This window comes from Micromonospora sp. NBC_01699 (assembly GCF_036250065.1).
In the GTDB taxonomy this organism is placed as follows: Bacteria; Actinomycetota; Actinomycetes; order Mycobacteriales; family Micromonosporaceae; genus Micromonospora_G.
This window is the reverse complement of record NZ_CP109199.1, coordinates 3,741,393-3,761,960: the sequence shown is the minus strand read 5'-3', so window position 1 is coordinate 3,761,960 and position 20,568 is coordinate 3,741,393. Positions and strand designations below refer to the sequence as shown.

At 72.7% G+C, this 20,568-nt stretch carries 21 protein-coding genes; 10 read left to right on the top strand and 11 right to left on the bottom strand.

What is annotated here, in order from left to right; all coding sequences use genetic code 11:
* Positions 1 to 194: 194 nt before the first annotated feature.
* Complete coding sequence (locus OG792_RS16435) at positions 195 to 1,424, bottom strand: MFS transporter (protein WP_329110584.1); 1,230 nt, start codon at positions 1,422 to 1,424, stop codon at positions 195 to 197.
* Between the two features lie 62 nt (positions 1,425 to 1,486).
* On the opposite strand from OG792_RS16435, the gene OG792_RS16430 reads away from it, so the two are divergent.
* The 4 genes from OG792_RS16430 (at position 1,487) to OG792_RS16415 (ending at position 4,269) form a co-directional block, all read left to right on the top strand.
* A complete protein-coding gene (locus OG792_RS16430; RefSeq protein ID WP_329111293.1) occupies positions 1,487 to 2,482 on the top strand; it encodes an ArsR/SmtB family transcription factor in 996 nt (331 codons plus the stop codon).
* A 374-nt stretch (positions 2,483 to 2,856) separates the two neighbouring features.
* Complete coding sequence (locus tag OG792_RS16425; protein WP_329110582.1) at positions 2,857 to 3,321, top strand: MarR family winged helix-turn-helix transcriptional regulator; 465 nt, start codon at positions 2,857 to 2,859, stop codon at positions 3,319 to 3,321.
* A 118-nt stretch (positions 3,322 to 3,439) separates the two neighbouring features.
* The gene (locus OG792_RS16420) at positions 3,440 to 3,811 is read left to right on the top strand and encodes an ArsR/SmtB family transcription factor (RefSeq protein ID WP_329110581.1); all 372 of its coding nucleotides are present in this window, start codon (positions 3,440 to 3,442) and stop codon (positions 3,809 to 3,811) included.
* Positions 3,808 to 4,269 carry an SRPBCC family protein gene (locus tag OG792_RS16415; RefSeq protein ID WP_329110580.1) on the top strand — a complete coding sequence of 154 codons (462 nt, stop codon included), beginning with the start codon at positions 3,808 to 3,810 and terminating at the stop codon, positions 4,267 to 4,269. Before OG792_RS16420 ends, OG792_RS16415 begins: the two co-directional genes overlap by 4 nt.
* Before the next feature lie 187 nt (positions 4,270 to 4,456).
* On the opposite strand, the gene OG792_RS16410 is transcribed toward OG792_RS16415, so the two are convergent.
* A complete protein-coding gene (locus tag OG792_RS16410; RefSeq protein ID WP_329110578.1) occupies positions 4,457 to 5,065 on the bottom strand; it encodes an NADPH-dependent FMN reductase in 609 nt (202 codons plus the stop codon).
* Positions 5,066 to 5,173: 108 nt separating this feature from the next.
* On the opposite strand from OG792_RS16410, the gene soxR reads away from it, so the two are divergent.
* Positions 5,174 to 5,707: a redox-sensitive transcriptional activator SoxR gene (soxR, locus tag OG792_RS16405; protein ID WP_329110576.1), complete on the top strand. Its 534-nt coding sequence runs from the start codon at positions 5,174 to 5,176 to the stop codon at positions 5,705 to 5,707.
* Positions 5,708 to 5,787: 80 nt separating this feature from the next.
* A complete protein-coding gene (locus tag OG792_RS16400; protein ID WP_329110574.1) occupies positions 5,788 to 6,795 on the top strand; it encodes a tyrosine-type recombinase/integrase in 1,008 nt (335 codons plus the stop codon).
* 7 nt (positions 6,796 to 6,802) lie between these two features.
* On the opposite strand, the gene OG792_RS16395 is transcribed toward OG792_RS16400, so the two are convergent.
* The gene (locus OG792_RS16395) at positions 6,803 to 8,008 is read right to left on the bottom strand and encodes an outer membrane protein assembly factor BamB family protein (protein ID WP_329110572.1); all 1,206 of its coding nucleotides are present in this window, start codon (positions 8,006 to 8,008) and stop codon (positions 6,803 to 6,805) included.
* A gap of 98 nt (positions 8,009 to 8,106) precedes the next feature.
* Positions 8,107 to 9,813 carry an acyl-CoA dehydrogenase family protein gene (locus OG792_RS16390; protein ID WP_329110570.1) on the bottom strand — a complete coding sequence of 569 codons (1,707 nt, stop codon included), beginning with the start codon at positions 9,811 to 9,813 and terminating at the stop codon, positions 8,107 to 8,109.
* A gap of 203 nt (positions 9,814 to 10,016) precedes the next feature.
* On the opposite strand from OG792_RS16390, the gene OG792_RS16385 reads away from it, so the two are divergent.
* Entirely contained in the window at positions 10,017 to 10,841 is an 825-nt protein-coding gene (locus OG792_RS16385) for a hypothetical protein (protein WP_329110568.1), read from the top strand.
* Here the strand turns inward: OG792_RS16385 and OG792_RS16380 are convergent.
* Positions 10,831 to 11,187: a GntR family transcriptional regulator gene (locus tag OG792_RS16380; RefSeq protein ID WP_442932477.1), complete on the bottom strand. Its 357-nt coding sequence runs from the start codon at positions 11,185 to 11,187 to the stop codon at positions 10,831 to 10,833. The two genes, OG792_RS16385 and OG792_RS16380, sit on opposite strands and share 11 nt — an antisense overlap.
* Positions 11,188 to 11,264: 77 nt before the next feature.
* Here OG792_RS16380 and OG792_RS16375 point away from each other — a divergent pair, with 77 nt between their 5' ends.
* Positions 11,265 to 11,720: an Rv0361 family membrane protein gene (locus OG792_RS16375; RefSeq protein WP_329110566.1), complete on the top strand. Its 456-nt coding sequence runs from the start codon at positions 11,265 to 11,267 to the stop codon at positions 11,718 to 11,720.
* Between the two features lie 68 nt (positions 11,721 to 11,788).
* Here OG792_RS16375 and OG792_RS16370 read toward each other — a convergent pair whose 3' ends face one another.
* The 3 genes from OG792_RS16370 to OG792_RS16360 all read right to left on the bottom strand — a co-directional run bounded on the left by OG792_RS16370 (position 11,789) and on the right by OG792_RS16360 (position 14,781).
* Positions 11,789 to 12,433 (bottom strand): thymidine kinase, encoded by a 645-nt coding sequence (locus OG792_RS16370; protein WP_329111291.1) that lies wholly within the window; start codon positions 12,431 to 12,433, stop codon positions 11,789 to 11,791.
* Between the two features lie 136 nt (positions 12,434 to 12,569).
* Complete coding sequence (locus OG792_RS16365; RefSeq protein WP_329110564.1) at positions 12,570 to 13,955, bottom strand: MFS transporter; 1,386 nt, start codon at positions 13,953 to 13,955, stop codon at positions 12,570 to 12,572.
* A 46-nt stretch (positions 13,956 to 14,001) separates the two neighbouring features.
* Positions 14,002 to 14,781: a glycerophosphodiester phosphodiesterase gene (locus OG792_RS16360; RefSeq protein WP_329110562.1), complete on the bottom strand. Its 780-nt coding sequence runs from the start codon at positions 14,779 to 14,781 to the stop codon at positions 14,002 to 14,004.
* Positions 14,782 to 14,899: 118 nt separating this feature from the next.
* On the opposite strand from OG792_RS16360, the gene OG792_RS16355 reads away from it, so the two are divergent.
* Entirely contained in the window at positions 14,900 to 15,673 is a 774-nt protein-coding gene (locus OG792_RS16355) for a class I SAM-dependent methyltransferase (protein ID WP_329110561.1), read from the top strand.
* A gap of 62 nt (positions 15,674 to 15,735) precedes the next feature.
* Complete coding sequence (locus OG792_RS16350; RefSeq protein WP_329110559.1) at positions 15,736 to 16,272, top strand: hypothetical protein; 537 nt, start codon at positions 15,736 to 15,738, stop codon at positions 16,270 to 16,272.
* Between the two features lie 7 nt (positions 16,273 to 16,279).
* Here OG792_RS16350 and OG792_RS16345 read toward each other — a convergent pair whose 3' ends face one another.
* From OG792_RS16345 to OG792_RS16335, 3 genes are read right to left on the bottom strand one after another with little or no spacing between them, the layout of a single operon-like run.
* On the bottom strand, positions 16,280 to 17,005 hold the full coding sequence (locus OG792_RS16345; RefSeq protein ID WP_329110557.1) for a hypothetical protein: 726 nt from the start codon (positions 17,003 to 17,005) through the stop codon (positions 16,280 to 16,282).
* 7 nt (positions 17,006 to 17,012) lie between these two features.
* Positions 17,013 to 18,881: a dynamin family protein gene (locus tag OG792_RS16340; RefSeq protein WP_329110556.1), complete on the bottom strand. Its 1,869-nt coding sequence runs from the start codon at positions 18,879 to 18,881 to the stop codon at positions 17,013 to 17,015.
* Positions 18,878 to 20,434, bottom strand: a complete 1,557-nt coding sequence (locus OG792_RS16335; RefSeq protein WP_329110555.1) for a dynamin family protein — start codon at positions 20,432 to 20,434, stop codon at positions 18,878 to 18,880. Before OG792_RS16335 ends, OG792_RS16340 begins: the two co-directional genes overlap by 4 nt.
* Positions 20,435 to 20,568 lie beyond the last annotated feature (134 nt).

Genomic DNA, 20,568 nt, shown 5'->3' with positions numbered 1-20,568 from the left:
GCCGCAAGACCCACGATGCGATATATCCTGAAGAGGGCAGGAGGTGGAAAACTTCCTTGCCTTTCCTTTTGTCGTCTGCCGTGGACCGACGCCCGCCGCGGTCGCGGTGCCACAGACCGAGTGGCAGGAACAGTCGCGACCTCTTGCCGGTCTACAGCCGCCGGGCGCGCGGCACACAGGTCAGCATCGCCGGGTCAGGCTCGACCGTGCCGACGTCGACACCCGCTGGGCGACAGCGTTCGCCAGGACAGCAGGGCGGCGATGGCCGAGGCCGCGCCGGCCAGGGTGACGACCAGCCCCGGCGCCGCGACTTCGCCCAGCGCGCCTCCGGTCGCGGCGGCCAGGCCCTGTAGCGTCATCGTTCCGGTCAGCAGCAGACCGAACGCCTGACCGCGCTGCGTCTGCGGCACTGCGTCGAGAAACCTGCGGGCGAGTGCGAGCTGGTAGGCGACGCCGAACCCGGACACCGTCATCAGGATGGCGGCGTATCCCGGTCCGGGGTTCAGCGCGAACCCCAGCAGCGGCAATCCGAGCGCCAGCGCGAGGGGCCCGGCCAACCGCTCCCGGCCCGCAGGGCGCACCAGGCGGCCGACGATCAGGTTGCCGGCGAACATCCCGGCGGCGACCGCCGCGAACAGCAGACCGGCCGCGTCGGGCGCGCCCACCTGCGCGGCGTACGGGACCAGCACGCCCTCGGCGCCGACCATCAGCGCCGGTGCCAGCCATTGCGCCAGCAGCAGCGCCCGGACCGTGGGCCGGCCCAGCAGCGCCCGGTTCACCCGCCAGGTCTCACTGATGCCGGCCGAACCGCCGGATCGGCGGGGTGGGTGGTCGGCCAGGCGCAGTTGCAGCAGGCCCGCCGAGGCCAGGCAGGTCGCGGCGGTGATCCAGAGCGCGCCTGGCGCACCGACAGTGGCGATCAGCATGCCGCCGGCGGCGAAGCCGAGCACCTGCGTGCCGCCGGCCGCCATGGAGAACACGGCCCGGCCGAGCACGTAGCGGTCGCCGTCCAGCAGGTCGGGCAGAAGGGCGGCGCGCGAAGCGGAGGCGACGGCGCTGGGTAAACCCGTGACGAACACGAGCGCCAGCATGGCCGGTACCGGCAGTAGACCGGCGGCGAGCACGGCGCTGACCGCGGCGCGCAGCACCTCGTAGCCGACCATGATGGTGCGCGGGGGCCAGCGGTCGGCGAAAGCCAGCAGCAGCGTGCCGCCCAGGGCATAGGGCAGGAAGCCTGCCGCGTACGCCAGCGCCGACATCAGCGGCGACCCGGTTGCCGCGTAGACGGTCACGGACAGTGCGAGCATCCGTACTGTCTCGCCGGTCAGGAAGAGCGTGTAGCTGCCGAACAGCACGCGGAACTGGCCCACAGCGAACACCTGACGGTAGGTGGCCGGGCGTGACACGACGGACGTGGTGGTCATGGCCGACAGCATCACGGCAGCCCGGCCACGGTGACTATGCTTTCGCGTGGAGGCAAAACATGCTGGCCATCGAGGTGGGGCCGGTCGACGTGGCGCGTACCCGTTACGCGATCTCGCCGCTGGGTGAGGCGATGCAGGCGCTGCGCGTCGCAGCCGGGGTGCAGGCCGCCGGCCCGCTCCGGCCGTGGGCCGAGCGCATCGCGCCCCGGTACGAGCGGTTGCGCCGGCAGGTGCCCGCGGTCGGGGCGCTGACGGCGCTGTTCCGCCGTGGTGGCTACAACGCCGACTTCATCCATCCGCCGCCGTCGGGATCCGGTGGCGACTTCGCCGCTGAGCTGGCCGCCGTGCGCGCCACGCCGCTGCGCCGTGCACGCCTGGAACTGGCCCGCAACCTGGCGGGACTGCGGACGCCGCCACGCTACGTGCAGCGCATTCTTGACGCGCCGGACGTGGTCGCCCGGCTCGCCGATGCGCTTGAGGCAAGCTGGCAGGCGCTGGTCGAGCCGGACTGGCCGCGGCTGCGGGCAGTGCTGGAGCGTGACCTGGTCCGCCGCGCCGGTTACCTGGCGATGTACGGCTGGGCGGCAGCCCTGTCCGATCTCGACCCACGGGTGAGCTGGCGGTCCGAGGGGCAGGCCGGGAGCATCGAGGTGCGCACGGGCTCGCGTACCGAGTGGGACCGGCACCGGCTGGCCGGCAAGGGCCTGCTGCTGATGCCGACGGTGTTCGGCACTCTGATCAGCTACGTCGAGCCGCCATGGCCGTACGCCCTGGTCTATCCCGCCCGGGGTATCGCGGACCTGCTCGGCCCCGTGGCGCGTGTACCGGGTGGTGAGGCCCTGGGCCGGCTGGTCGGCCCGCGCCGCGCGGAGGTGTTGCGCGCGCTGGACGTGCCTGCGACGACGACGCAGCTGGTCGCCCAGCTCGGCCTGAGCCTGGGTACCGTCGGCAGCCATCTGGCGGTGCTGCGCGATGCCGGCCTGGTCACCCGCACCCGCGCCGGTCGGGCCGTCCGCTACGAGCACACGCCGCTGGGCGCGGCCCTGACGGACGGCTGAACGCGGACCCGCTTTCCCGTAGCTGCCACGGCCTGCCGGGCGTACGCGAATCCGCCGGCCGTGTTGGGCGGGCCCCGACCCGTTGAGCGGCTAAGCCCCATGCCCCGCTGAAGTCGAGCACAGGCGTGTCACGCAGGCAGTGTTCGCCGGGCGTCGTCCCCTCGCGCGGTGGCACACCATAACTGTCATTATGGTGCACGACTTTTTGTCCCAGTTTGGCCGGACGCTCTCTCGTGGGCCTTTAATGGTTTGCATTAACCGATAATCCAGTAATCAGGCCGACGAGCGGGCCGATACCGTTTCTCCCTGGCGACAGAGGGGTCGGGTGGGCGCCGAATCGTTAGTGACACCAACGAACTTGTTAGGCTGCCCGGATGGATACGCCGTCCGAGGACGTGGCCCCCGCCCGGTTGCGCGCCCTGCCGAGCTGGCTGATGACCCAGACCGCCGCGCACGCCCATCGCCTGGTCGGTGACGGGCTCGCCGCGGTCCACGCCCGTGGCTACCACTACCGGCTGTTGGCAACCCTGGACGAGTACGGGCCGGCGAGCCAGGCCACCCTGGGGCGCCGTAGCGGCATCCATCTCAGCGACATGGTGGCCACGGTCAACGAGCTCGCCGAACGACACCTGGTCGACCGCGCCCCGGACCCGACCGACCGGCGTCGCAACGTCATCACCCTCACCCCCGACGGGCGCCGACAGCTCCGACTGCTGGACAAGCAGTTGACCCGGATCCAGGACGACCTGCTCGCTCCACTCGCGCCGGACGAGCGGGACCAACTGACCCAACTACTGGCCCGGGTCCTCGATCACCACAACGGGCGATCGGACACCTGAGAACCGGCCGTACCGGTATGGAGGCGGCCGATCGGGCGGCCCGGGCGTGTCGGTTGACAGGCAACCACCCCGACCCTATGTTTAACACATCAGTTAATTAGCGGCGAGGTTAAATACCATGGCGACCGACCGGCTCAGCGTGATCTTCGCGGCGTTGGCGGACCCCACCCGGCGGGCGATCCTGACCCGCCTCGCGGAGGGCGACGCGACCGTCTCGGAGCTCGCCGAGCCGTTCTCCATCAGTCTCCCGGCGATCTCGCGACACCTGAAGGTGCTCGAACACGCCGGACTCATCTCCCGCAGCCGTACGGCGCAGTGGCGTTCCAGCAGCCTGAACGCCGAACCGCTACAGGAGGCCACGGCCTGGATGGAGCACTACCGGCAGTTCTGGGACACCAACTTCGAACGACTCGACGCGCACCTGCGCCGCATCCAGCAAGCGCGGTCGGCACAGCGGACCGACCGCGAACCCGAGGAGGAAGCACGATGACGGACACCACCGCAAACAAGGAACTGGTCATCACCCGGATCTTCGACGCGCCCCGGGAGCTGGTGTACCGGGCGTTCACCGACCCCGACCAGATCGCGCAGTGGTTCGGCCCGGTGGGCTTCTCGGTGCCGCGCGACAGCGTCGACATCGACGCCCGCACCGGTGGGCACCAGCGGTTGGTGATGGTCAGCGACGACGACCCGAACATGACCTCGCCGGTCAACGCCAGGTTCACCGAGGTCATCGAGAACGAGCTGCTGGTCGGCGCCGAGGAGTGGGACGGCATGCCGGGGCAGTCGGAGCCGGTCGCCATGTACATGCGGCTGGAGTTCCACGACGAGGGCGGCAAGACCCGGCTGGTGTTGCGGCAGGGCCCGTACACCGAGGAGATCGAGGCGATGGCCCGCGAGGGCTGGAACAGCTCGTTCACCAAGCTCGACACCGTGCTCGGATCCTGACCCGGCCCCGGTGACCCGTGCCGCCCCGTCGAGCGGGGGCGGCACGGGGCCGGACGGCTCATGCGTCGACGGTCGGCGCCACGGTGAAGACCTCGCCGTTGCCCGGTACGCCTGCCCGTGGCCCGGTACGCCTGCCCGTGGCCGGGGACCCTGTTCGCCGGGCCGTCGGGCGCGGACCGGCGTCCGGTCAGCCGCCGTAGGGGGAGTGGACGCGGGCGTCCCGCAGCGCGTTGCCCCACCAGGCGAGCTGGTCGAGCATGGCGGTGGCCGCCGCCGTGCAGGCGTCCGGTTCGCTCGGTTGGCCGTCGGGGCCGAACCGCGCCCACGCGCCGTGGAAGCTGACCGTCTCGCGTACCGTCACCGCGTGCAGTTCGGCGAAGACCTGCCGCAGGTGCTCCACCGCGCGCAGCCCGCCGGACATGCCGCCGTAGGAGACGAACCCGACCGGTTTGGCCTGCCACTGGGTGAAGTGCCAGTCGATCGCGGCCTTGAGCGAGGCCGGATAGCTGTGGTTGTACTCCGGGGTGACCACGACGAAGGCGTCGGCCAGATCGAGGCGCCCGGTCAGCCCGTCGAGCGCCTGGGCCAGTTCGGCCGGCGGTTGCTTGCCGAGCGCGGTCGGCAGTGTGGTGTCCGCCAGGTCGACCAGGTCGACGGTCAGGTCGCCGCGAAGCTCCGCGTGGGAGGCGAACCACCGGGCCGGGGTCGGCCCGAACCGGCCCTCCCGGTTGCTGCCGATGATGACCGCCAGCCGCAGCGGCGGCCGGGGGGTGCTGATTGCCGCGTCGATGTCCATCCGTCTTCGGTCCTCCCGGTCACTGTTCGTCGTCGGGTGACGACAAGAGGACGGTAGAACCTCAACATTCGTTAGGGTCAAGGCTGACCGGACAGAGAGGACACGACCATGGGGGAACCCGCCATCGGCGAACTCACCGTCGGCGAGCTCGCCGCCCGCAGCGGTGTGGCCGTGTCGGCACTGCACTTCTTCGAGCGGCAGAACCTGATCACGAGTCGCCGTACGGCCGGGAACCAGCGGCGGTACCGGCGGGACACGCTGCGCCGGGTGGCGCTGATCCGGATCGCCCAGCGGGTCGGCATCCCACTGGCCAAGGTCGCCGAGGTGTTGGCCGTACTGCCCGATCGCCGTACGCCCAACCGGGAGGACTGGGCGCGGTTGGCGCTGTGCTGGCAGGACGAGTTGGACCGGCGGATGCGACACCTTCAGCAGCTGCGCGACGAGTTCACCGACTGTGTCGGGTGCGGCTGCCTGTCACTGGACCGGTGCCCGCTGGTCAACCCGTACGATCGGCTGGGCGAACAGGGGCCGGGACCCCGGCGACTGCTCGGCGGTGCCCCGGTGGCCGCCGCCGGGTGCGGGTCGCCGGTCGACGGTTCCCCGGCCTGCCGGACACCGGTCGGCGCCGCCGATTCTTCTTGAATCGAGCCGAATCCTCTTTCCCCGCAATGGTAGGGCGCGCCTCGGACGACGACAGCGACCCGGCTGAGAAACTTTTTCACATGCCTCGCACCGCCGCACCCGCTCAACGTTCGTCGGCCCGCGCGGCCCTGACGACCGGCCCGCTCGACTTCACCGAGGCCTGGTTGCGCAACCGCCGGCTCTCCGAACACACCCGGGCGGCGTACCGGCGCGACATCACCGGCTGGCTCGCCTGGTGCACCGCCGGTGACCTCGACCCGCTGCGGGTGACCTTCCTCGACGTCAACTCCTACGGGCGGGACCTGGAGTCGACCGTCGACCCGCGCAGCGGCCGGCCACTCACCCCGGCGACCGTGGCCCGCAAGCTCTCGGCCCTGTCGAGCTGGTACGACTTCCTGGTCCGGCTGCGGGCGGTCGAGGCGAACCCGGTCTCCGGCGCGGACCGCCCCCGGGTCAGCCGCGACCACTCCGCCACCGTCGGCATGACCCCGGACGAGGTCGACGCGCTGCTGGCCGCCGCCGAGGCGGACACCGGTCCGACCGCCGCCCGCAATCGGGTCGCGCTGGCGTTCCTGGCCGACCTCGGGCTCCGGGTCGGGGAACTGGTGTCGCTGGACCTCAGCGACCTCGGCTACGAGCGCGGGCACCGCAGCATCCGGTTCGTCGGCAAGGGCGGCCGGGCCCGACGCCGGGCCCTGACCCCGGGTACGTCGTTCGCCGTGGACGCGTACCTGCGTACCCGGGCGGCGGCCGAGCGGGTGCCGGTCGAGCAGCTCGCCGGGCCGCTGCTGGTGACCGGAACCGGTGGTCGACTCGACCGGCACGCCGTGTTCCGCCTGGTTCGCCGGCTGGCCCGACTCGCGGGCATCCCGGCCTGGGCGAAACTGTCGCCGCACTCGCTACGGCACGCGTTCGCCACCACCGCCCGCTCCGAGGGGGTGCCGCTGGAGGACGTCCAGGACGCGATGGGTCACGCCGATCCCCGTACCACCCGGCGCTACGACCGGGACCGGCACAACCTGGACCGGGACCCGGCGTACGCGATCTGGGCCGCCCGTGCCCGCCGCCGTCCGGCGGACCCGGCCTGAACGGGGGTCACCGGCCGGGTACGGACATCCGCCACAGCCCCAGCCGGACGTCGCCGGTACGGCACACCAGGTCCACGGCGCCGGCCCGGCAGTCCGACACGCGTTGCGGTAGGGCGCCGAGGATGCGCAGGTCAGCACCCTGTTCGACGGCGATCAGCGGCCGGTCGGGCGACGGGCGCAGCAGCACGCGGGTGCCCGTGCCGGTGCCCCACGGCAGCCGTCCCCAGCCCCGGTGGGTGTCGCCGGTCCACAGCTGGGCGCCGGTGGCCGGGTCGAGCGCGACCACCTGCCGCCAGTCCTCCAGGCAGACCAGGCCGCCGCATTCGCGCAGCCCACCGTTGACCCGCCGGACCGGCCGGGTCCACCGCACGGTCAGGTCGACCAGGTCGTACGCGCTGATCGCCGAGTCGCCGTCGCCGGCCGGGTGCCGCAGGATCAGCCGGCCGGCGACCATCACCGGGTTGTCCGGCGCGTAGTCCGCCGGCGGCAGTCGACCCTCGCCGACCGCCGCGCCGGTGCGCAGGTCGTGCAGCCGCACCAGGCCGCTGTCGTGAACCACGAGCAGCCGGCCGGTGCCGTCGGGGACCAGTTCGCCGACGGCCGTCGACGGGATCGGCACCGTCCACCGGACCCGCCCGGTGGCCAGGTCCACCGCCTCGATGGTTCCCTCGATCCGGCGGCCGGCACCGGACGCGCTGCGTACCTCGGAGATCGCCACGCCGGTGTCGGAGTCCGCCCCGACCAGCAGCAGCCCGGGACGTTGCCACCGGACCTGCCCGGTGCGGACCGACCGGGCGGTGGTGGCGATCCGGCGCCCCAGGGTGTCGACCTCGGAGACCAGCAGCAGGTCACCGACGAGGTCCGCGGCGAAGGACGCGGCGGCGGTAGCCGGCACCCGCCAGAGCCGCCGGCCGCCGGGCAGTTCGTGCCCGGACAGGGTCGTCGGGGTGGCGGTCGGGTCCGCGACCAGCAACAGGTTCCCGGCGAGGAAGAAGGTGGCCCGGGCCGGGATCTCCAACTCGCCGGTGCGGCGCAGGTCCCGCCCGAACGGCTCGGCCCCGGTGACCGACAGCAGCACCAGCAGCGCGGTCAGGCAGAGCACCGGCCACCGGACCGCGACCCGGCGGGCGCGTACGGACCTCGGCCGGTCGTCCTGCTCCGGGAGCCCGCGTTCGGTGCCGAGCTCGATCAGCACCGCCGGGTGGCTGTCCATCGCATCTCCCGCTTGCCGGCGTCGCCGCCACTGCCCGGAGGGTCGGTTCCGGTTACCGGTCGAGCGTAGCCACCGCCGGGCGGCCTACCGGCCGGTTCCTAGCAGAGCACGTCCAGGTGGTGGTGGGCGTCGGCGGCGATCTCCTCGCCGCGCAGCCAGCGCCGGGCCCAGAGCCGGGCGGCGACCTCGGCCAGTTCGTCGCCGGCGGCGGCCTGCTCGACCAGCACGGCGGCGGCCAACGCGTACGCCAGGCGCAGGGCGAACTCGCGGGCACCGGCGACGACCGCGACCGCGTCCGGGTCGGCGGTCACCTCCGCGACCGTGGTACGCAGCCGCCGGGCGGCCGTGGCGAGCGCGTCGGCCAGCGCCGGGTTCAGCCGCCGGGCGATGTCGGCGGCCAGGTCGAGCCGGCGCAGCAGCGGCGGGGCGGCGTCCTCGCGTACGGTGGCGCGCAGCACGTCGAGGGAGAGCACGTTGGTGGTGCCCTCCCAGATCGGCAGCACCTGGGCGTCGCGCAGCAGCCGCGGCACCCCGGTGTCCTCGACGTAACCGGCGCCGCCGAAGCTCTCCACGTACTCGGCGGCGGAGGCGACGGCGAGCCGGCCGGTGGCGAGCTTGGCCAGCGGGGCCACGATCCGCAGTTCGGCGGCGGCGGCCGGGTCGGCCCCCACCTCCACCCGACCGAGCAGGAAGAACGCGTGTCCGGCCAGGGCGAACGCGCCGGCCGCATCGACCGCGAGGGTGCCCAGCGTGGCCCGGTGCAGGGGCGAGGTGACCAGCAGCCCGCCGGCGACCTGACGGGTGTCGGCGTACGCGCGGGCGTAGGCCAGGCCACGGCGCATACCGGCGGCGGCCGCGGCGGCGTTGTGCAGCCGGGTCACCACGACCAGGGTCATCGCCCGGGTCAGTCCCGGTTGGTCCGGGTCGCCCAGCGGCAGCGCGTACGCGTCGTTGAGCCCGATCTCGGCCGTGGGCAGCGCGCGGGTGCCGAGCTTGTCCTTGAGCCGGTGCACGGTCACGCCCGGCGCCGGGCCGGTGGGGTCGGCGCCGACCCCGGCCAGCGGTGAGTCGGCCGCGTAGCGGGGCACCAGGAACGGGGCCAGAACCCGGCTGCCCCGCACCTTGCCATCGGGCCGGGCCAGTGCCACCGCGATCGCCGAGTCGGCGGCGGAGCAGAACCACTTCTCGCCGGTCAGCCGCCAGGAGCCGTTGCTGGCGGGGCGGCCGGTGGTGGACGAGCGGGCCAGGTCGGAGCCGCCCTGCGCCTCGGTCATCCACTGCCCGCTGGTGATCGCCGATGCCGGGTCGGTCGAGGTCAGCCGGGGCAGCCAGGCGTCGCGTACGGCCGGGTCGACCTCGGGTCGGGCGAGCAGGGCCGCCGCGCCGTCGCTCATCGCGACCGGGCAGGAGAAGGTGGCCGACTCGGGCCCGTACAGGTGCAGCAGGGCGTGTTGGACCACCCGTGCCGCCGCTCCCCACTCGCCGCGGGCCTGTTCCAGGTACGGCAGGGCGACGACGGCGTGTCGGGCGGCGGCGGCCCGCTGGGTCTGCCAGCCGGCGGAGGTGTCGATCCGGTCGATCCTGGCGCCCCACGGGCCGTACCGCACCAGGGTGGGTGGGTGCGCCTCCGCGTCGGCGTGCGCGGCCCGCAACGGCCTGGTGATCTCGGCGGCGAGCGCGCTCAGCCGCCCCTTCGCGGCGGCGTGTCCGCCGAGGCCGAGTTGCCGGTCCAACCAGGAACGCAGCAGCCGGTCATCGGTGTAGGGGTCGCCCGGTGGGGTCACCGGCTGCACATACCGGGCCATCGTCTGCTCCTGCGCCGGTCGGGGTGGTCGGGGGGATGCGCTGACCGTAGACCACCGGCAACGGCGGCAACAGGCCACCGCACGTCAACAGTCGATTACCACCCGGTGCGACCGGGTCGGCGGCGGGTCCGCCTCGGTGACGGTCGCGGCGGCCGTACGGCAGAATCCCGCCCGCGACCACCCGCCCGGCCCGAAGGAGCCCGATGACCAGCCGACCCACCCTCCTGTACGTCACCGACCTGGGCTACCAGGCACGCGGGCGCAGGTACTGCGACGAGGACATTAACCTGTCGGGGCGGCTGCGCGCGGACTTCACCGTCGCCCTGTGCCACCCGTCGCAGGTCACCGCGCTGATGGACGACTTCGACGCGGTGGTGGTCCGCAACAGCGGCCCGGTGCTGCACTACCGGGACGAGTACGAGGCGTTCCGATCCGCGGCCCGGTCGCGGGGCACCCGGGTCTACAACCCGCTGACCGGGCGGGCCGACATGGTCGGCAAGCGGTACCTGGTCGACCTGACGGTCGACGGTTACCCGGTGATCCCGACCGTGGACCGGCCCGCCGACCTGCACCGGCTGCCGGAGGTGGCGCAGTACGTGGTCAAGCCGGTCGCCGGGGCGGACTCGATCGGGCTGCGGGTCGTCGCGCGCGACGAACTCGACCGGGTCGGGTTCGACCAGTTGCTGGCCCAGCCGAGGATCGACTTCCGGTACGAGGTGTCGTTCTACTTCGTCGACCACGAGTTGCAGTACGCCCTGCACGCCCCCGATCCGGAGCAGCGCTGGTTGTTGCGGCGCTACGACCCGACCCCGGCCGACCGGGACTTCGCCCAACGGTTCGTCGACTGGAACGGGCTGGCGCACGGCATCCAGCGGGTCGACGCGTGCCGTACGGTCGACGGGGAGCTGCTGCTGGTCGAGCTGGAGGACCTCAACCCGTACCTGTCGTTGGATCTGGTCGACGACGACACCCGTGCGGCGTTCGTGGCGAACCTGGGTGCGTCGATCCGTGGGCTGCTCAGTCGTTGACCGGCAGGTCCAGGGCCGCCCGGACCAGGGCCAGCGCCTGCGGGGCCGGTACGCCGAGCCGGCGGCTGGCCTCGGCGTAGCGCTGGGCGAGCAGTTGCGCCTCGACCGGCACCCGGGCCGCCCCGGCGGTGATCACCGTGCCGTGCCGGCCCCGGGTCTCGACCAGCCCGGCCTGTTCCAACTCCCGGTAGGCGCGGGCGACGGTGTTGGCGGCCAGGCCGAGTTCCCCGGCGAGTTGACGTACGGTCGGCAGCCGGGTGCCGGCGGTCAGTTCGCTGCCGCCGGCCAGTGCGGCGATCCGCGCCCGGACCTGCTCGTACGGCGGGACCGGCGAGTCGGGGTCCAGCTCGATGAAGACGATTGACCGAGGGTAGCAACGTGAGTTCCTGCGGCGACCGCCGGAGGGTATCTACCGTTCTGGTCATGGCGTACGAGATGCCCAGGTCCCGGACCAGGCCGCGGCGGGCGCTGCGCCGGGCCCTGGTCGTGGTCGGGCTGACGCTGTTCGTCTGCTGTGTCGGCGCGGCCGGGTTGGCCGCCTGGAACTTCCAGTCCGTCCGGCAGGCGACCGGCCCGGCCAAACGGGCGGCCGGCGCGTTCCTCGACCGGGTGGCCGCCGGTGACCACGCGGGCGCGTACGACCGGCTCTGCGCCGCGACCCGTGGGCGGTGGAGTCTGCCGAGGTTCACCTCACGGGTCGACACCCCGCCCACGATCAGCCGGTACACCGTCGAGGACGTCACGATCGCCAGCCGGGACGGGCGGCGCAGTGCCACCGTCACGGTCGCGTTGACCCGCGTCAACGGGGCCGTCGACGATCACGACCTGCCGGTGGTCGACGGTGACGACGGTTGGCAGGTCTGCGGCGACCCGTTCTGACCGGGCCGCCGGGGGTCGGGTACGGCCGGACGGGCGCGTACCGGTCGACCCGTGCCGGTTGTAAGGGGTCAGCGGCGCGGGCCGAGGTCGCCGGTGCGGTAGTGCCGCCGACAGAGCACCTGGTAGCGCACCTCGGCGCTGACCACCGTGTCGCCGATCACCACCCGCTGGCCCTCGCGGACCACCTCGCCGTCGACGACCCGCGCGTTGAGCAGCCCTTCACGGCCGCACCAGCAGAGCACCTCGACCTGGATGCGGGCCACCTCGTCGGCGAGTTCGAACAGTCGCTGCGCGGCCGGGAACAGGCTGGAGCGGAAGTCGGTGGCCAGACCGAAGGCGAACACGTCGACGTCGTAGTCGTCGACCAGTTCGGCCATCTGTTCGACGTGTTCCACGGTGTAGAAGCACGCCTCGTCGCAGATCAGGTAGTCGACCCGCAGCCCCTCGGCCCGGCGGCCCCGGACCAGGGCGCGCAGGTCCAGGTCCTCGGTGACCTCGATCGCCTCGTGCGCGAGCCCGATCCGGGTGGTGACCTGCGGGCCGAGCGAGCGGTCGATCCGGGTGGTGACCAGGCCGCGGCGGCCCTGCCGGGCGTGGTTGTAGTTCATCTGCAAGGCCATGGTCGACTTGCCACAGTCCATCGGTCCCCAGAAGAACTTCAGCGCGGCGGCGTGCAGCGGCCGGCCGTCGCGGGCCGGCCGCCCGGCGCGGATCTGCGGCGCGTCGGGTACGCCGAACGGGGAGTACAGCAGGAAGGCGGCGGAGGAGGTGGCGTCGTCGGTCACGGTCGGGCAGCCTAACGCATGGTCAACGCCCCGACCCGCCGATCGCAGCCGCGACCCGCGTGCCTCACAACACCCGCGGCGGCGTGTTGCCGGCGGCCACGATGGCCCGCCGGATCGGCACCGCGAGCAGGAGCACGAACCCGACCACAAAGAAGATCAGCAGCGAGACCAGGCCCACCCGGTAGCTGTTGGTGAGTTGGAACACCAACCCGAACGCGAGCGGCCCGAGCCAGCTGGTGCCCTTGTCGCTGATCTCGTAGAAGCCGTAGTACTCGCCCTCCTTGCCGGCCGGGATGAGCTGGCTGAACAGGGAGCGGCTCAGCGCCTGGCTGCCGCCGAGCACCAGGCCGATGCCGGCGCCGAGGATCATGAACGGTACCGGTGCCTCGGCCGGCAGCCGGAACGCCGCCAGGATCACCACCGTCCACAACACCAGGCTGATCAGGACCGTCTTCCAGGCGCCGATCCGTTTGGCCAGGGCACCGAGCAGCAGCGCGCCGCCGAACGCGAGGAACTGCACCAGCAGGATGGTCACGATCAGGGTGGTCTGCTCCAGCCGCAGTTCCTCGGTGCCGTACTGGCTGGCCAGGGCGATCACGGTCTGGATGCCGTCGTTGAAGACCAGGAACGCGAGCAGGAAGAACAACGTCAACGGGTACGCCTTGAGTCCGCGTACGGTGCGGCCGAGTTGCCGGAACCCGTCGGTGAGCAGGTTGGCGCCGACGCTGGCCTCGGCGGCGGGCCGTTCGCGCAGCCACCGCAGCGGGATCAGGGTGAACGCCGCCCACCACACCCCGGCCGAGACGATCGACCAGCGGGCCAGGTCCAGGGTGCGTTGGTGGTCGCCCTCGACGCTGAACAGGGTCACCACGACCAGGTTCACCGCCAGTAGGAGCCCGCCGCCGAGGTAGCCCAGCGCCCAGCCGTGGCTGGAGATCCCGTCCCGGTCGTCGGGGCCACCGAGTTGCGGCAGGAACGAGTTGTAGACGACCACGCTGGCCCCGAAGGCGATGTTGGCGACCAGGAACAGGGCGCCGCCGAGCAGGTACCGGTCGCCGGTGACGAAGACCATCGAGACGGTGGCGGCGGCGCCGACGAACGCCGCCCCGGCCAGCAGCCGCTTCTTGTGCGCCGACCGGTCCGCGACCGCGCCCATCACCGGCAGCACGAACACGGTCAGGAACACCGACAGTGACACCAGGTACGGGAAGTAGGAGCCGGCCGCGACCGTGATCCCGAACGGGTGGACGTCACCGTCGCAGCTGTCCGCGCCGAGTTCGCAGCCGGCGGCCAGTTCGGTGACCGTGGTCAGGAACGGGCCGAGGAACACGGTGATGACCGTGGTCGAGAACGCCGACATCGCCCAGTCGTAGAAGTACCAGCCGGTCCGTTCCCGGCGGGTACTGGGCGGCGGGGTGCCGGTCACGGCGACGGAGACGGTTTCGGCCATCGGTGTGGTCCTTCGACGGGGGCTCGGGCGGGTGGTCCGGTCCGACCTAGGGTGTTCGGTCGGCGGGCCAGTGACCGCGGCTGAGGTACGTGTCGCGCAGCACGTCCACGCGATCGGTCATGATGCCATCCACCCCGAGATCGAGTAACTCGTGCATCTCGGCAGATTCGTCGATCGTCCAGACATGCACCTGGAGCCCCAGCCGGTGGGCGTGCTCGACGAACCGCCGGTCGACCACCCGGATCCGGTTGTAGCGCACCGGTACCTGGGCGGCGGCGACCGACGGCGGCAGCGTCAGCCGTCGACCGGTCAGCGAGGCCAGCCGCAGCCGGGCGACGCCGCGCATGCCGAGCGAGGTCGCCACGGTCGGTCCGGCGAGGGCCCGCAGCCGGGTGAGTCGGGCATCACTGAACGAGGCGAGCAGCACCCGGTCGTGGGCGGCGGTACGCCGCAGCGAGGCGAGTGTCGGTTCGACGCCCCCGTCGGCCTTGACGTCGATATTGAACCGTACCTGCGGCCAGCTGCCGAGGACGTCGTCCAGCCGTGGTACGGCGGCCGCCCCACCGACCCGTACGCGGGTCAGGTCGGCCCAGGTCAGGTCGGAGATCCGGCCGGGTTCGCCGGTGAGCCGCTCCAGGGTCGGGTCGTGGAAGACCACGGCCACCCCGTCGGCGGTGCCGTGCACGTCGGTTTCGACGTACCGGTAGCCGAGTTCGATCGCGCGGCTGAACGCCTCGGCGGTGTTCTCGTCGCCGTCGGCGGCGCCGCCCCGGTGCGCGAAGGCCAGCGGTGTCGGTGCGTCGAGGTAGGCGAAGTGCGGTGTCACGCAGCGCAGTATGCCGGTCGGAGGTGGCCGGCGGGTGTCCGGCGCACGAGGGGAATCTGCACCGCTTCGGGGCGGTCCGTGGTCGACAAGCCCCCGGACGGTAATTAGTCTAACGTCTATGACTCCTTACTCTCTGGACTCGGTGGCGTGGGATTCGGTGGCGTGGCAGGAAAGTTGGGATCGTCAGCAGGAGGCGTACCTGCCCGACCGGGAGGAGAGGTTCGCGGCACTGCTCGACACGGTCGCCGCCACCGCCGACGGGCCGGCACCGGCCGTACTCGACCTGGCCGGCGGCACCGGCAGCATCTCGCTGCGGGTGCTGCGCCGGTTTCCGTACGCGACCACGACGCTGCTCGACGTCGACCCGGTGCTGATGACGATCGCCCGACAGTCGCTGGACCAGCGGTCCACCGTGGTCGCCGCCGACCTGCGCTCCCCGGACTGGGCCGCCGGGCTACCCCGCCAGGACTACGACGCGGTGCTGACCGCGACGGCGCTGCACTGGATCCCCCGGGAACGACTCGGCCCGCTCTACGCCGAGATCCGGCAGGTGCTGCGCCCCGGTGGGGTCTTCGTCAACGTCGACACCATGCCCGACGACGGCCTGCCGGACCTGACCACGAAATTCGGTGACGTGTTCCGGGCCCGCCGCGAGGCGCGTTACGCCGCCGGCGCGGTGCTGTCCTGGCAGGCGTGGTGGGACCACGTCGCCGCCGACCCGGTGTTGGGTCCGCTGCTCGAACAGCGGCGGCAGGTGTTCGCCGACCGGCACGACACGGAGTGGACCCCGCCGGTGTCGTGGCACCTCGACGCGCTGCGCACGGCCGGGTTCGCCGAGACCGGCCTGGTCTGGCGGGGTGCCCGCGACGCCGCCGTGGCCGGCGTCCGCTGACCCCGTACCGGGTCCCGGTGCCGGTCGGGAACCCGGTGCCGGTCGGTGCCGTCGAACGGTTCGTGAGGACCGTTCACCCGCGCAGCGCCGCGGTGGCCGTGCTGCTGGTGGCCGTCGGTGCGCTCACCGGCTGCGGTTCGGGTGGTACGTCGGCGCCGCCGTACCCGACACCGACGGGACCGGTGGTCGTCTCCGCGGACTGTCCGACCCCGGTGGAGGACGCCCTGCCCGGACTGACGTTCCCGGCCGGGCCGGTCGGCAACGTACCGGCCGACTTCGTCGCGGTCGCCGCCCTGCGCTGCACCGTCGTCACACCGGAGCCGCCCGGCCCGACCGTGCTGCGGCAGGAACGGCTCGACGGCGCCGGGCTCGACGGGCTGCTGGCCGCGCTGGCCGCGCTGGCCACACCCCGGGCGACCCCCCGGGCGCCGGTGTGCCCGGTGTCGCCGCTGGTCGCCCCGTACGTGGCCCTGGTCGCCGCCGACGGCACCGCGATCCGCCCCGCCGTGCCGGTCGACGGGTGCGGCCAGCCGCGCTCCGAGGTCCTGGAGACGATCGCCGGGCTGCCGTGGCGCACCGTCCGGGAGAAACAACGGTGAGCAACGCTCAGCTGTCCCGTGTCCCCCAGAAGCGGGCCAGGGCACCGGTCGCCGGGTCGTCGGAGCCGGCGAGCGCGGTCCACGGGTCGACCCCCGGCGGCACCTCCTCGGCGGCGTAACCGGCCAACTCCGCCGGTTCCGGTACGCCATAGGTCGCCGGGTCGGCCGGTGGGGTGTCCGGGTCGCCGAGGGTGTCCGGGTCGGCCCACGGGAAACCGTCGACCGGTTCCGGTACGCCACCGGAGTCGAGCGCGTCCGGGAACGCCGGTGGCGGCCACGAGTCGCCGTACGGGTCGAGGTCGGGGTCGGCACCCACCGGCGCGGCACCGAAGCCGACCTGCGCGTCGACGTCACCCGGCCCGAACCCGGTGTCACCGTCGGCCGCCCCCGGACCGGTGTCGCCGTCGACGGAACCGAAACCGGTGTCGGCGCCGAGGTCGGCGGGGCCGAGACCGGTGTCGTGTTCCGCCGGGCCGAAACCGGTGTCGGCCGGGTACCCGGCGTCGACGGTGAACGGCTCGTCGCCGTACCCGATCGGGGTTGTCTCCGGTCCCGGGCCGTCGAGGTCCTCCTCGCCGGCCCCGCCGCCGCTGTAGGCGTCGTCGCCGTGCTCGTCGGCCGGGCCGAAGCCCTCCACCGGGTAACCGTCGGTGGCGGCGAAGTCCGGGTCGGCGTCGGGTCCGGTCCCGAAATCCGGCCCGTCGTCGATCCACCCTTCCCAGTGGTCGCCCATCTACCGGTCACCCCCGCCCGTCGGTGCCCGGCACCGGAGACAACACCCGGGTCCGGACAAGTACCTCGTCGACCTGCTTGATCCGGGCCCGCAGCGTCTCCCGCTCGGCCTGCAACGCCGCGCGGCGCCGGGCCCGGGTCGACTTGTCCTCGGCCAGCGACTTGTCGATCTCCGCGATGTGCGCGTCGAGTTCCCGCAGCCGTCGCTCGATCGCGTCGTCGAGGGCGAGGGTCAACGCGTACTGCAAATCGGTGAACCGGTGCGTCACCTCGTCGGACAGCGCCGCCCGCGCCTCGGCGAGAACCTCCCGCAGCCAGGTGCGGGCCTGCTGGCGGTCGGACTGCACCCGCCGACGGTAGAGGATGAACGCCCCGGCGGCCAGGCCGAGCCCCAGACCGGCGAACGGGACCAGCAGACCGCCGCCGATGAGCGTGCCGGCACCCAGGGCGGTCGCACCGGCCATCGCCCCCCGCCCGGCCATGAACGCCATCCCACCAGCCGACATCGCGATCATGACGTTGTCGGTGCCGCCGCCGTCCCGCCGGGGCTTGCTGGCCAGGGCGTGGTGCAGGGTGGCGTTGAGCCGGCGCAGCACGAACTGCAACTCGTGCGGGGCGAACACCTGCGCCAGGGCCCGCTCGGCGACCTTCCCGAAACGCGACTCCAGATCCCGCGACAACCGTACGGACACCGCTTGCAGGCACTGGTCGACCTTTGCCGGCAGGTTCCCGATCCCCTCGCCCCGACCGTGGTCGATCGTGGTGAGCAACTCCTCCTGCACCTCGCCCAGGTAACCGCGCAGCAGCCCGGTCACCTCGACCCGGGCCCGCTGCGTCTCGGTGCTCAGCGCCAGCGACCACTGCCGCGACTCGGTACGTTTACGGGCCGCCAACGCCGCCCGCTCGTCCCTGGCCCGGGTCACGTCCGCCGGGTCCGGGTCGGTGGCGGTCAGCCGCGCACCGATGCCCAGGTCCAGCCGCACCAGCTCGCTGCGCACCGTACGCAACACGTTCGCCAGGGCCAGCAGGTGTCCCTTGCCGGCCAGGTCGACCAGCGCGTGTTGCAGTTCACCGATCCGGGACTCGCGCAGCAGTTCGGTGGCCGCCGGGGCCGGCAGCGTCGACGCCAGTTCGGCCAGCCGGGCCGAGACGGGGAACCAGGCGGCGGCCCCGAACCGGGCGGCGTGCGCCTGCAACTGGGCCCGGTTGTCCGCCCAGATCGTCCGCCACCCCGGGTACGCGTCGGTCTTGGTCAACGCGAACACCACCAGGTTGACCCGCTTGCTGGCCTCGACCAGGAAGTCGAGTTCCGGTTTCCCGAACGGGGCGGAGGCGTCGACCACGAACAGCAGCGCGGCGGCCCGCTCGACCGCGTCCAGGGCGATCTCGGCGTGGACCGGGTCCAGGCCGCCGGTGCCCGGGGTGTCGACCAGGGTCAGGTACTCCAGCAGCGGCGCCGGGTGCCGTACCTCGATCCGCCGCGGCGGGCGGACCCCGTCGGGCAACGTCCCGAGTCCGGTGGCCCAGTCCCGCAGGTCGGCCGGGCGCAGGTCGACCGGTTCGTCCCGGCCGGGCACGAACGCGCGGGCACCGACGTCGGGGCCGGGCACGAACTCCAGGTAGGTGCTGGTCGCCACCGCCACGTCGACCGGCGACAACCCCGGCACCCCGATCAACGCGTTGACCAGCGAACTCTTGCCGCGTTTGGTTTCACCGACAACCACAATCGCCGGCCGGGTCACCTCCCGGCGGCGGGCGGCGTCGACCTCGGCCGCCGCGTCCGGGTCGGCCTTGCGCAGGTACGCCAGCACCGTCTGCACCGCCCCGGTCAGCAGTTTGCCGAGCGCTTCCGGTTTCACCTCCGCGGTCGTCGTCACCGCACCTGCCCTCCGTGGCCGACCGTGCCGGGTACGGGCCCTGGTGGCATCCCGGCACGGATGTGTTGCGAGAGTAGATAGAAACCCCGGTGCGCGACCAGCGCCACCCGCGACTGGGCCGGTCCGGAGCCGGCGACCGCGTACACCCGCCACCGGGTCGCCGCCTCCAGAGCCGCCTTCGCCAGCTCCGGAGCCGGTGCACCGGGTCGGCCGAGGATCCACTCCGGATCGGTGGACAGCGCCAACCGGTTCAGCTCCCGCTCCATCGGCTCGGGCAGTTCGACCGCGCCGGTACCGACGAGCTGGGCGACCTCCAACAGCCGCAGCCGGTGGTAGTCCGGCTGTTGCAGCACCCGTTCGATCGCGTCACGCAGCAACTCCCGGTCGGCCGGCGCGGCGGCGTGGCTGGCGATCTTCTCCAGCGCCGACAGCGCCCAGCCGGCCTTGATCGCGTCGGTGCGCCACCGGAACGCCTGGTCGAGGGTGTGCCGCAGGCGCGGCAGCCCGGACGCCCGGAACAGGACCCGGACCAGCTCGCCGCTGGCCAGCTCCGGGGTGGCGTCGAGCTGGGCCAGGGCGAACCCGATGCCGTACAGGTCGAGCAGCCGCAGCAACCGTTCCCGCTGCGCCGGTGGCACCGCGCAGTCGCGGGTGGTGAACAGGTCGACCGAGGCGAGCAGGACGAGGCGTTCGGTGCCGGGCAGCCGCGACAGCGTACGCAGGGCCTCGCAGTCGGCGGCGGTCAGCCGGCCGGCTTCGGTCGTCTCGGCCAGCAGCCCGACGACCGGGACCACGTCGGACACCACCCGGCGCAGCACCCGGGCCTGGTCGGCGGCGAGCGGCCCGGCGACCGGCCACGGGTCACCGCTGCCGCCGACGAGCTTGTCCACCTTGTTGAACAGGCCGAGGGAGTTGATCGGGTTGCTGGCCAGCCGCGCCGACACGGAACGGAACGCGGCCAGTGCCCGCACGTCGTCGTCGCGCACGGCCTGAGTGAACACGTAGACGATCGCCTCGGCGCCGGAGATCGCCCCGGTCGAGTCGTCGTCGATGTCGTCGTCGAACGGGGCGACCTCGTCGGTGTGCAGGAACCGGGCGGCGCCGTCGCTGACCGACGTGTTCGTCGACGCCAACCCGGGGGTGTCGACAACGGTCAGGTCCCGCAGGTGGTCGCTGGTCAACGTCACGTCGACAAAACCGATCTCGGCCCGCGGTACGCCGAGCCGGGACGGGATCATGCCGTCGGTGTCCAACGGCAGGCTGGTCCGGCTGCCGTCGCGGCGGACCACGTCGACCCGGTCGACGGTGCCGTAACGAAACTGGGTGACAACCCTGGTGCACTCACCGACCTCGGTCGGCGCGACCCGCCGACCGATCAACGCGTTGACAAGTGTCGACTTTCCGGCTTTGAGCCGGCCGGCGATCGCCACCCGCAGCGGTTCGTCGAGCCGCCGCCGTACGCCGAACACCTGCCCCTGCAACGAAACGCCGAGCCGGGGCCCCACCTCGTCACAGAGAGCGGCGACGCGGGCACCGAGCGGACCTGATCCCACGACTCGTCAGCCGACGGTACGGTCGGCGACAATGGCATGGTCACGGCGGTCTTGCTCGCTCATCTCGTTGGACGTCCCTCCGACTCGGGCGACAGGGCGGGGCGCTCCTGCCGGACCTCACACTACGAATATCC

Excerpts from the sequence above, each read along its gene's own strand:
- OG792_RS16435 (WP_329110584.1), bottom strand. The coding sequence starts at position 1,424 with ATGACCACCACGTCCGTCGTGTCACGCCCGGCCACCTACCGTCAGGTG.
- OG792_RS16425 (WP_329110582.1), top strand. The coding sequence starts at position 2,857 with ATGGATACGCCGTCCGAGGACGTGGCCCCCGCCCGGTTGCGCGCCCTG.
- OG792_RS16420 (WP_329110581.1), top strand. The coding sequence starts at position 3,440 with ATGGCGACCGACCGGCTCAGCGTGATCTTCGCGGCGTTGGCGGACCCC.
- OG792_RS16415 (WP_329110580.1), top strand. The coding sequence starts at position 3,808 with ATGACGGACACCACCGCAAACAAGGAACTGGTCATCACCCGGATCTTC.
- OG792_RS16410 (WP_329110578.1), bottom strand. The coding sequence starts at position 5,065 with ATGGACATCGACGCGGCAATCAGCACCCCCCGGCCGCCGCTGCGGCTG.
- soxR (WP_329110576.1), top strand. The coding sequence starts at position 5,174 with ATGGGGGAACCCGCCATCGGCGAACTCACCGTCGGCGAGCTCGCCGCC.
- OG792_RS16400 (WP_329110574.1), top strand. The coding sequence starts at position 5,788 with ATGCCTCGCACCGCCGCACCCGCTCAACGTTCGTCGGCCCGCGCGGCC.
- OG792_RS16395 (WP_329110572.1), bottom strand. The coding sequence starts at position 8,008 with ATGGACAGCCACCCGGCGGTGCTGATCGAGCTCGGCACCGAACGCGGG.
- OG792_RS16390 (WP_329110570.1), bottom strand. The coding sequence starts at position 9,813 with ATGGCCCGGTATGTGCAGCCGGTGACCCCACCGGGCGACCCCTACACC.
- OG792_RS16385 (WP_329110568.1), top strand. The coding sequence starts at position 10,017 with ATGACCAGCCGACCCACCCTCCTGTACGTCACCGACCTGGGCTACCAG.
- OG792_RS16375 (WP_329110566.1), top strand. The coding sequence starts at position 11,265 with ATGGCGTACGAGATGCCCAGGTCCCGGACCAGGCCGCGGCGGGCGCTG.
- OG792_RS16365 (WP_329110564.1), bottom strand. The coding sequence starts at position 13,955 with ATGGCCGAAACCGTCTCCGTCGCCGTGACCGGCACCCCGCCGCCCAGT.
- OG792_RS16355 (WP_329110561.1), top strand. The coding sequence starts at position 14,900 with ATGACTCCTTACTCTCTGGACTCGGTGGCGTGGGATTCGGTGGCGTGG.
- OG792_RS16345 (WP_329110557.1), bottom strand. The coding sequence starts at position 17,005 with ATGGGCGACCACTGGGAAGGGTGGATCGACGACGGGCCGGATTTCGGG.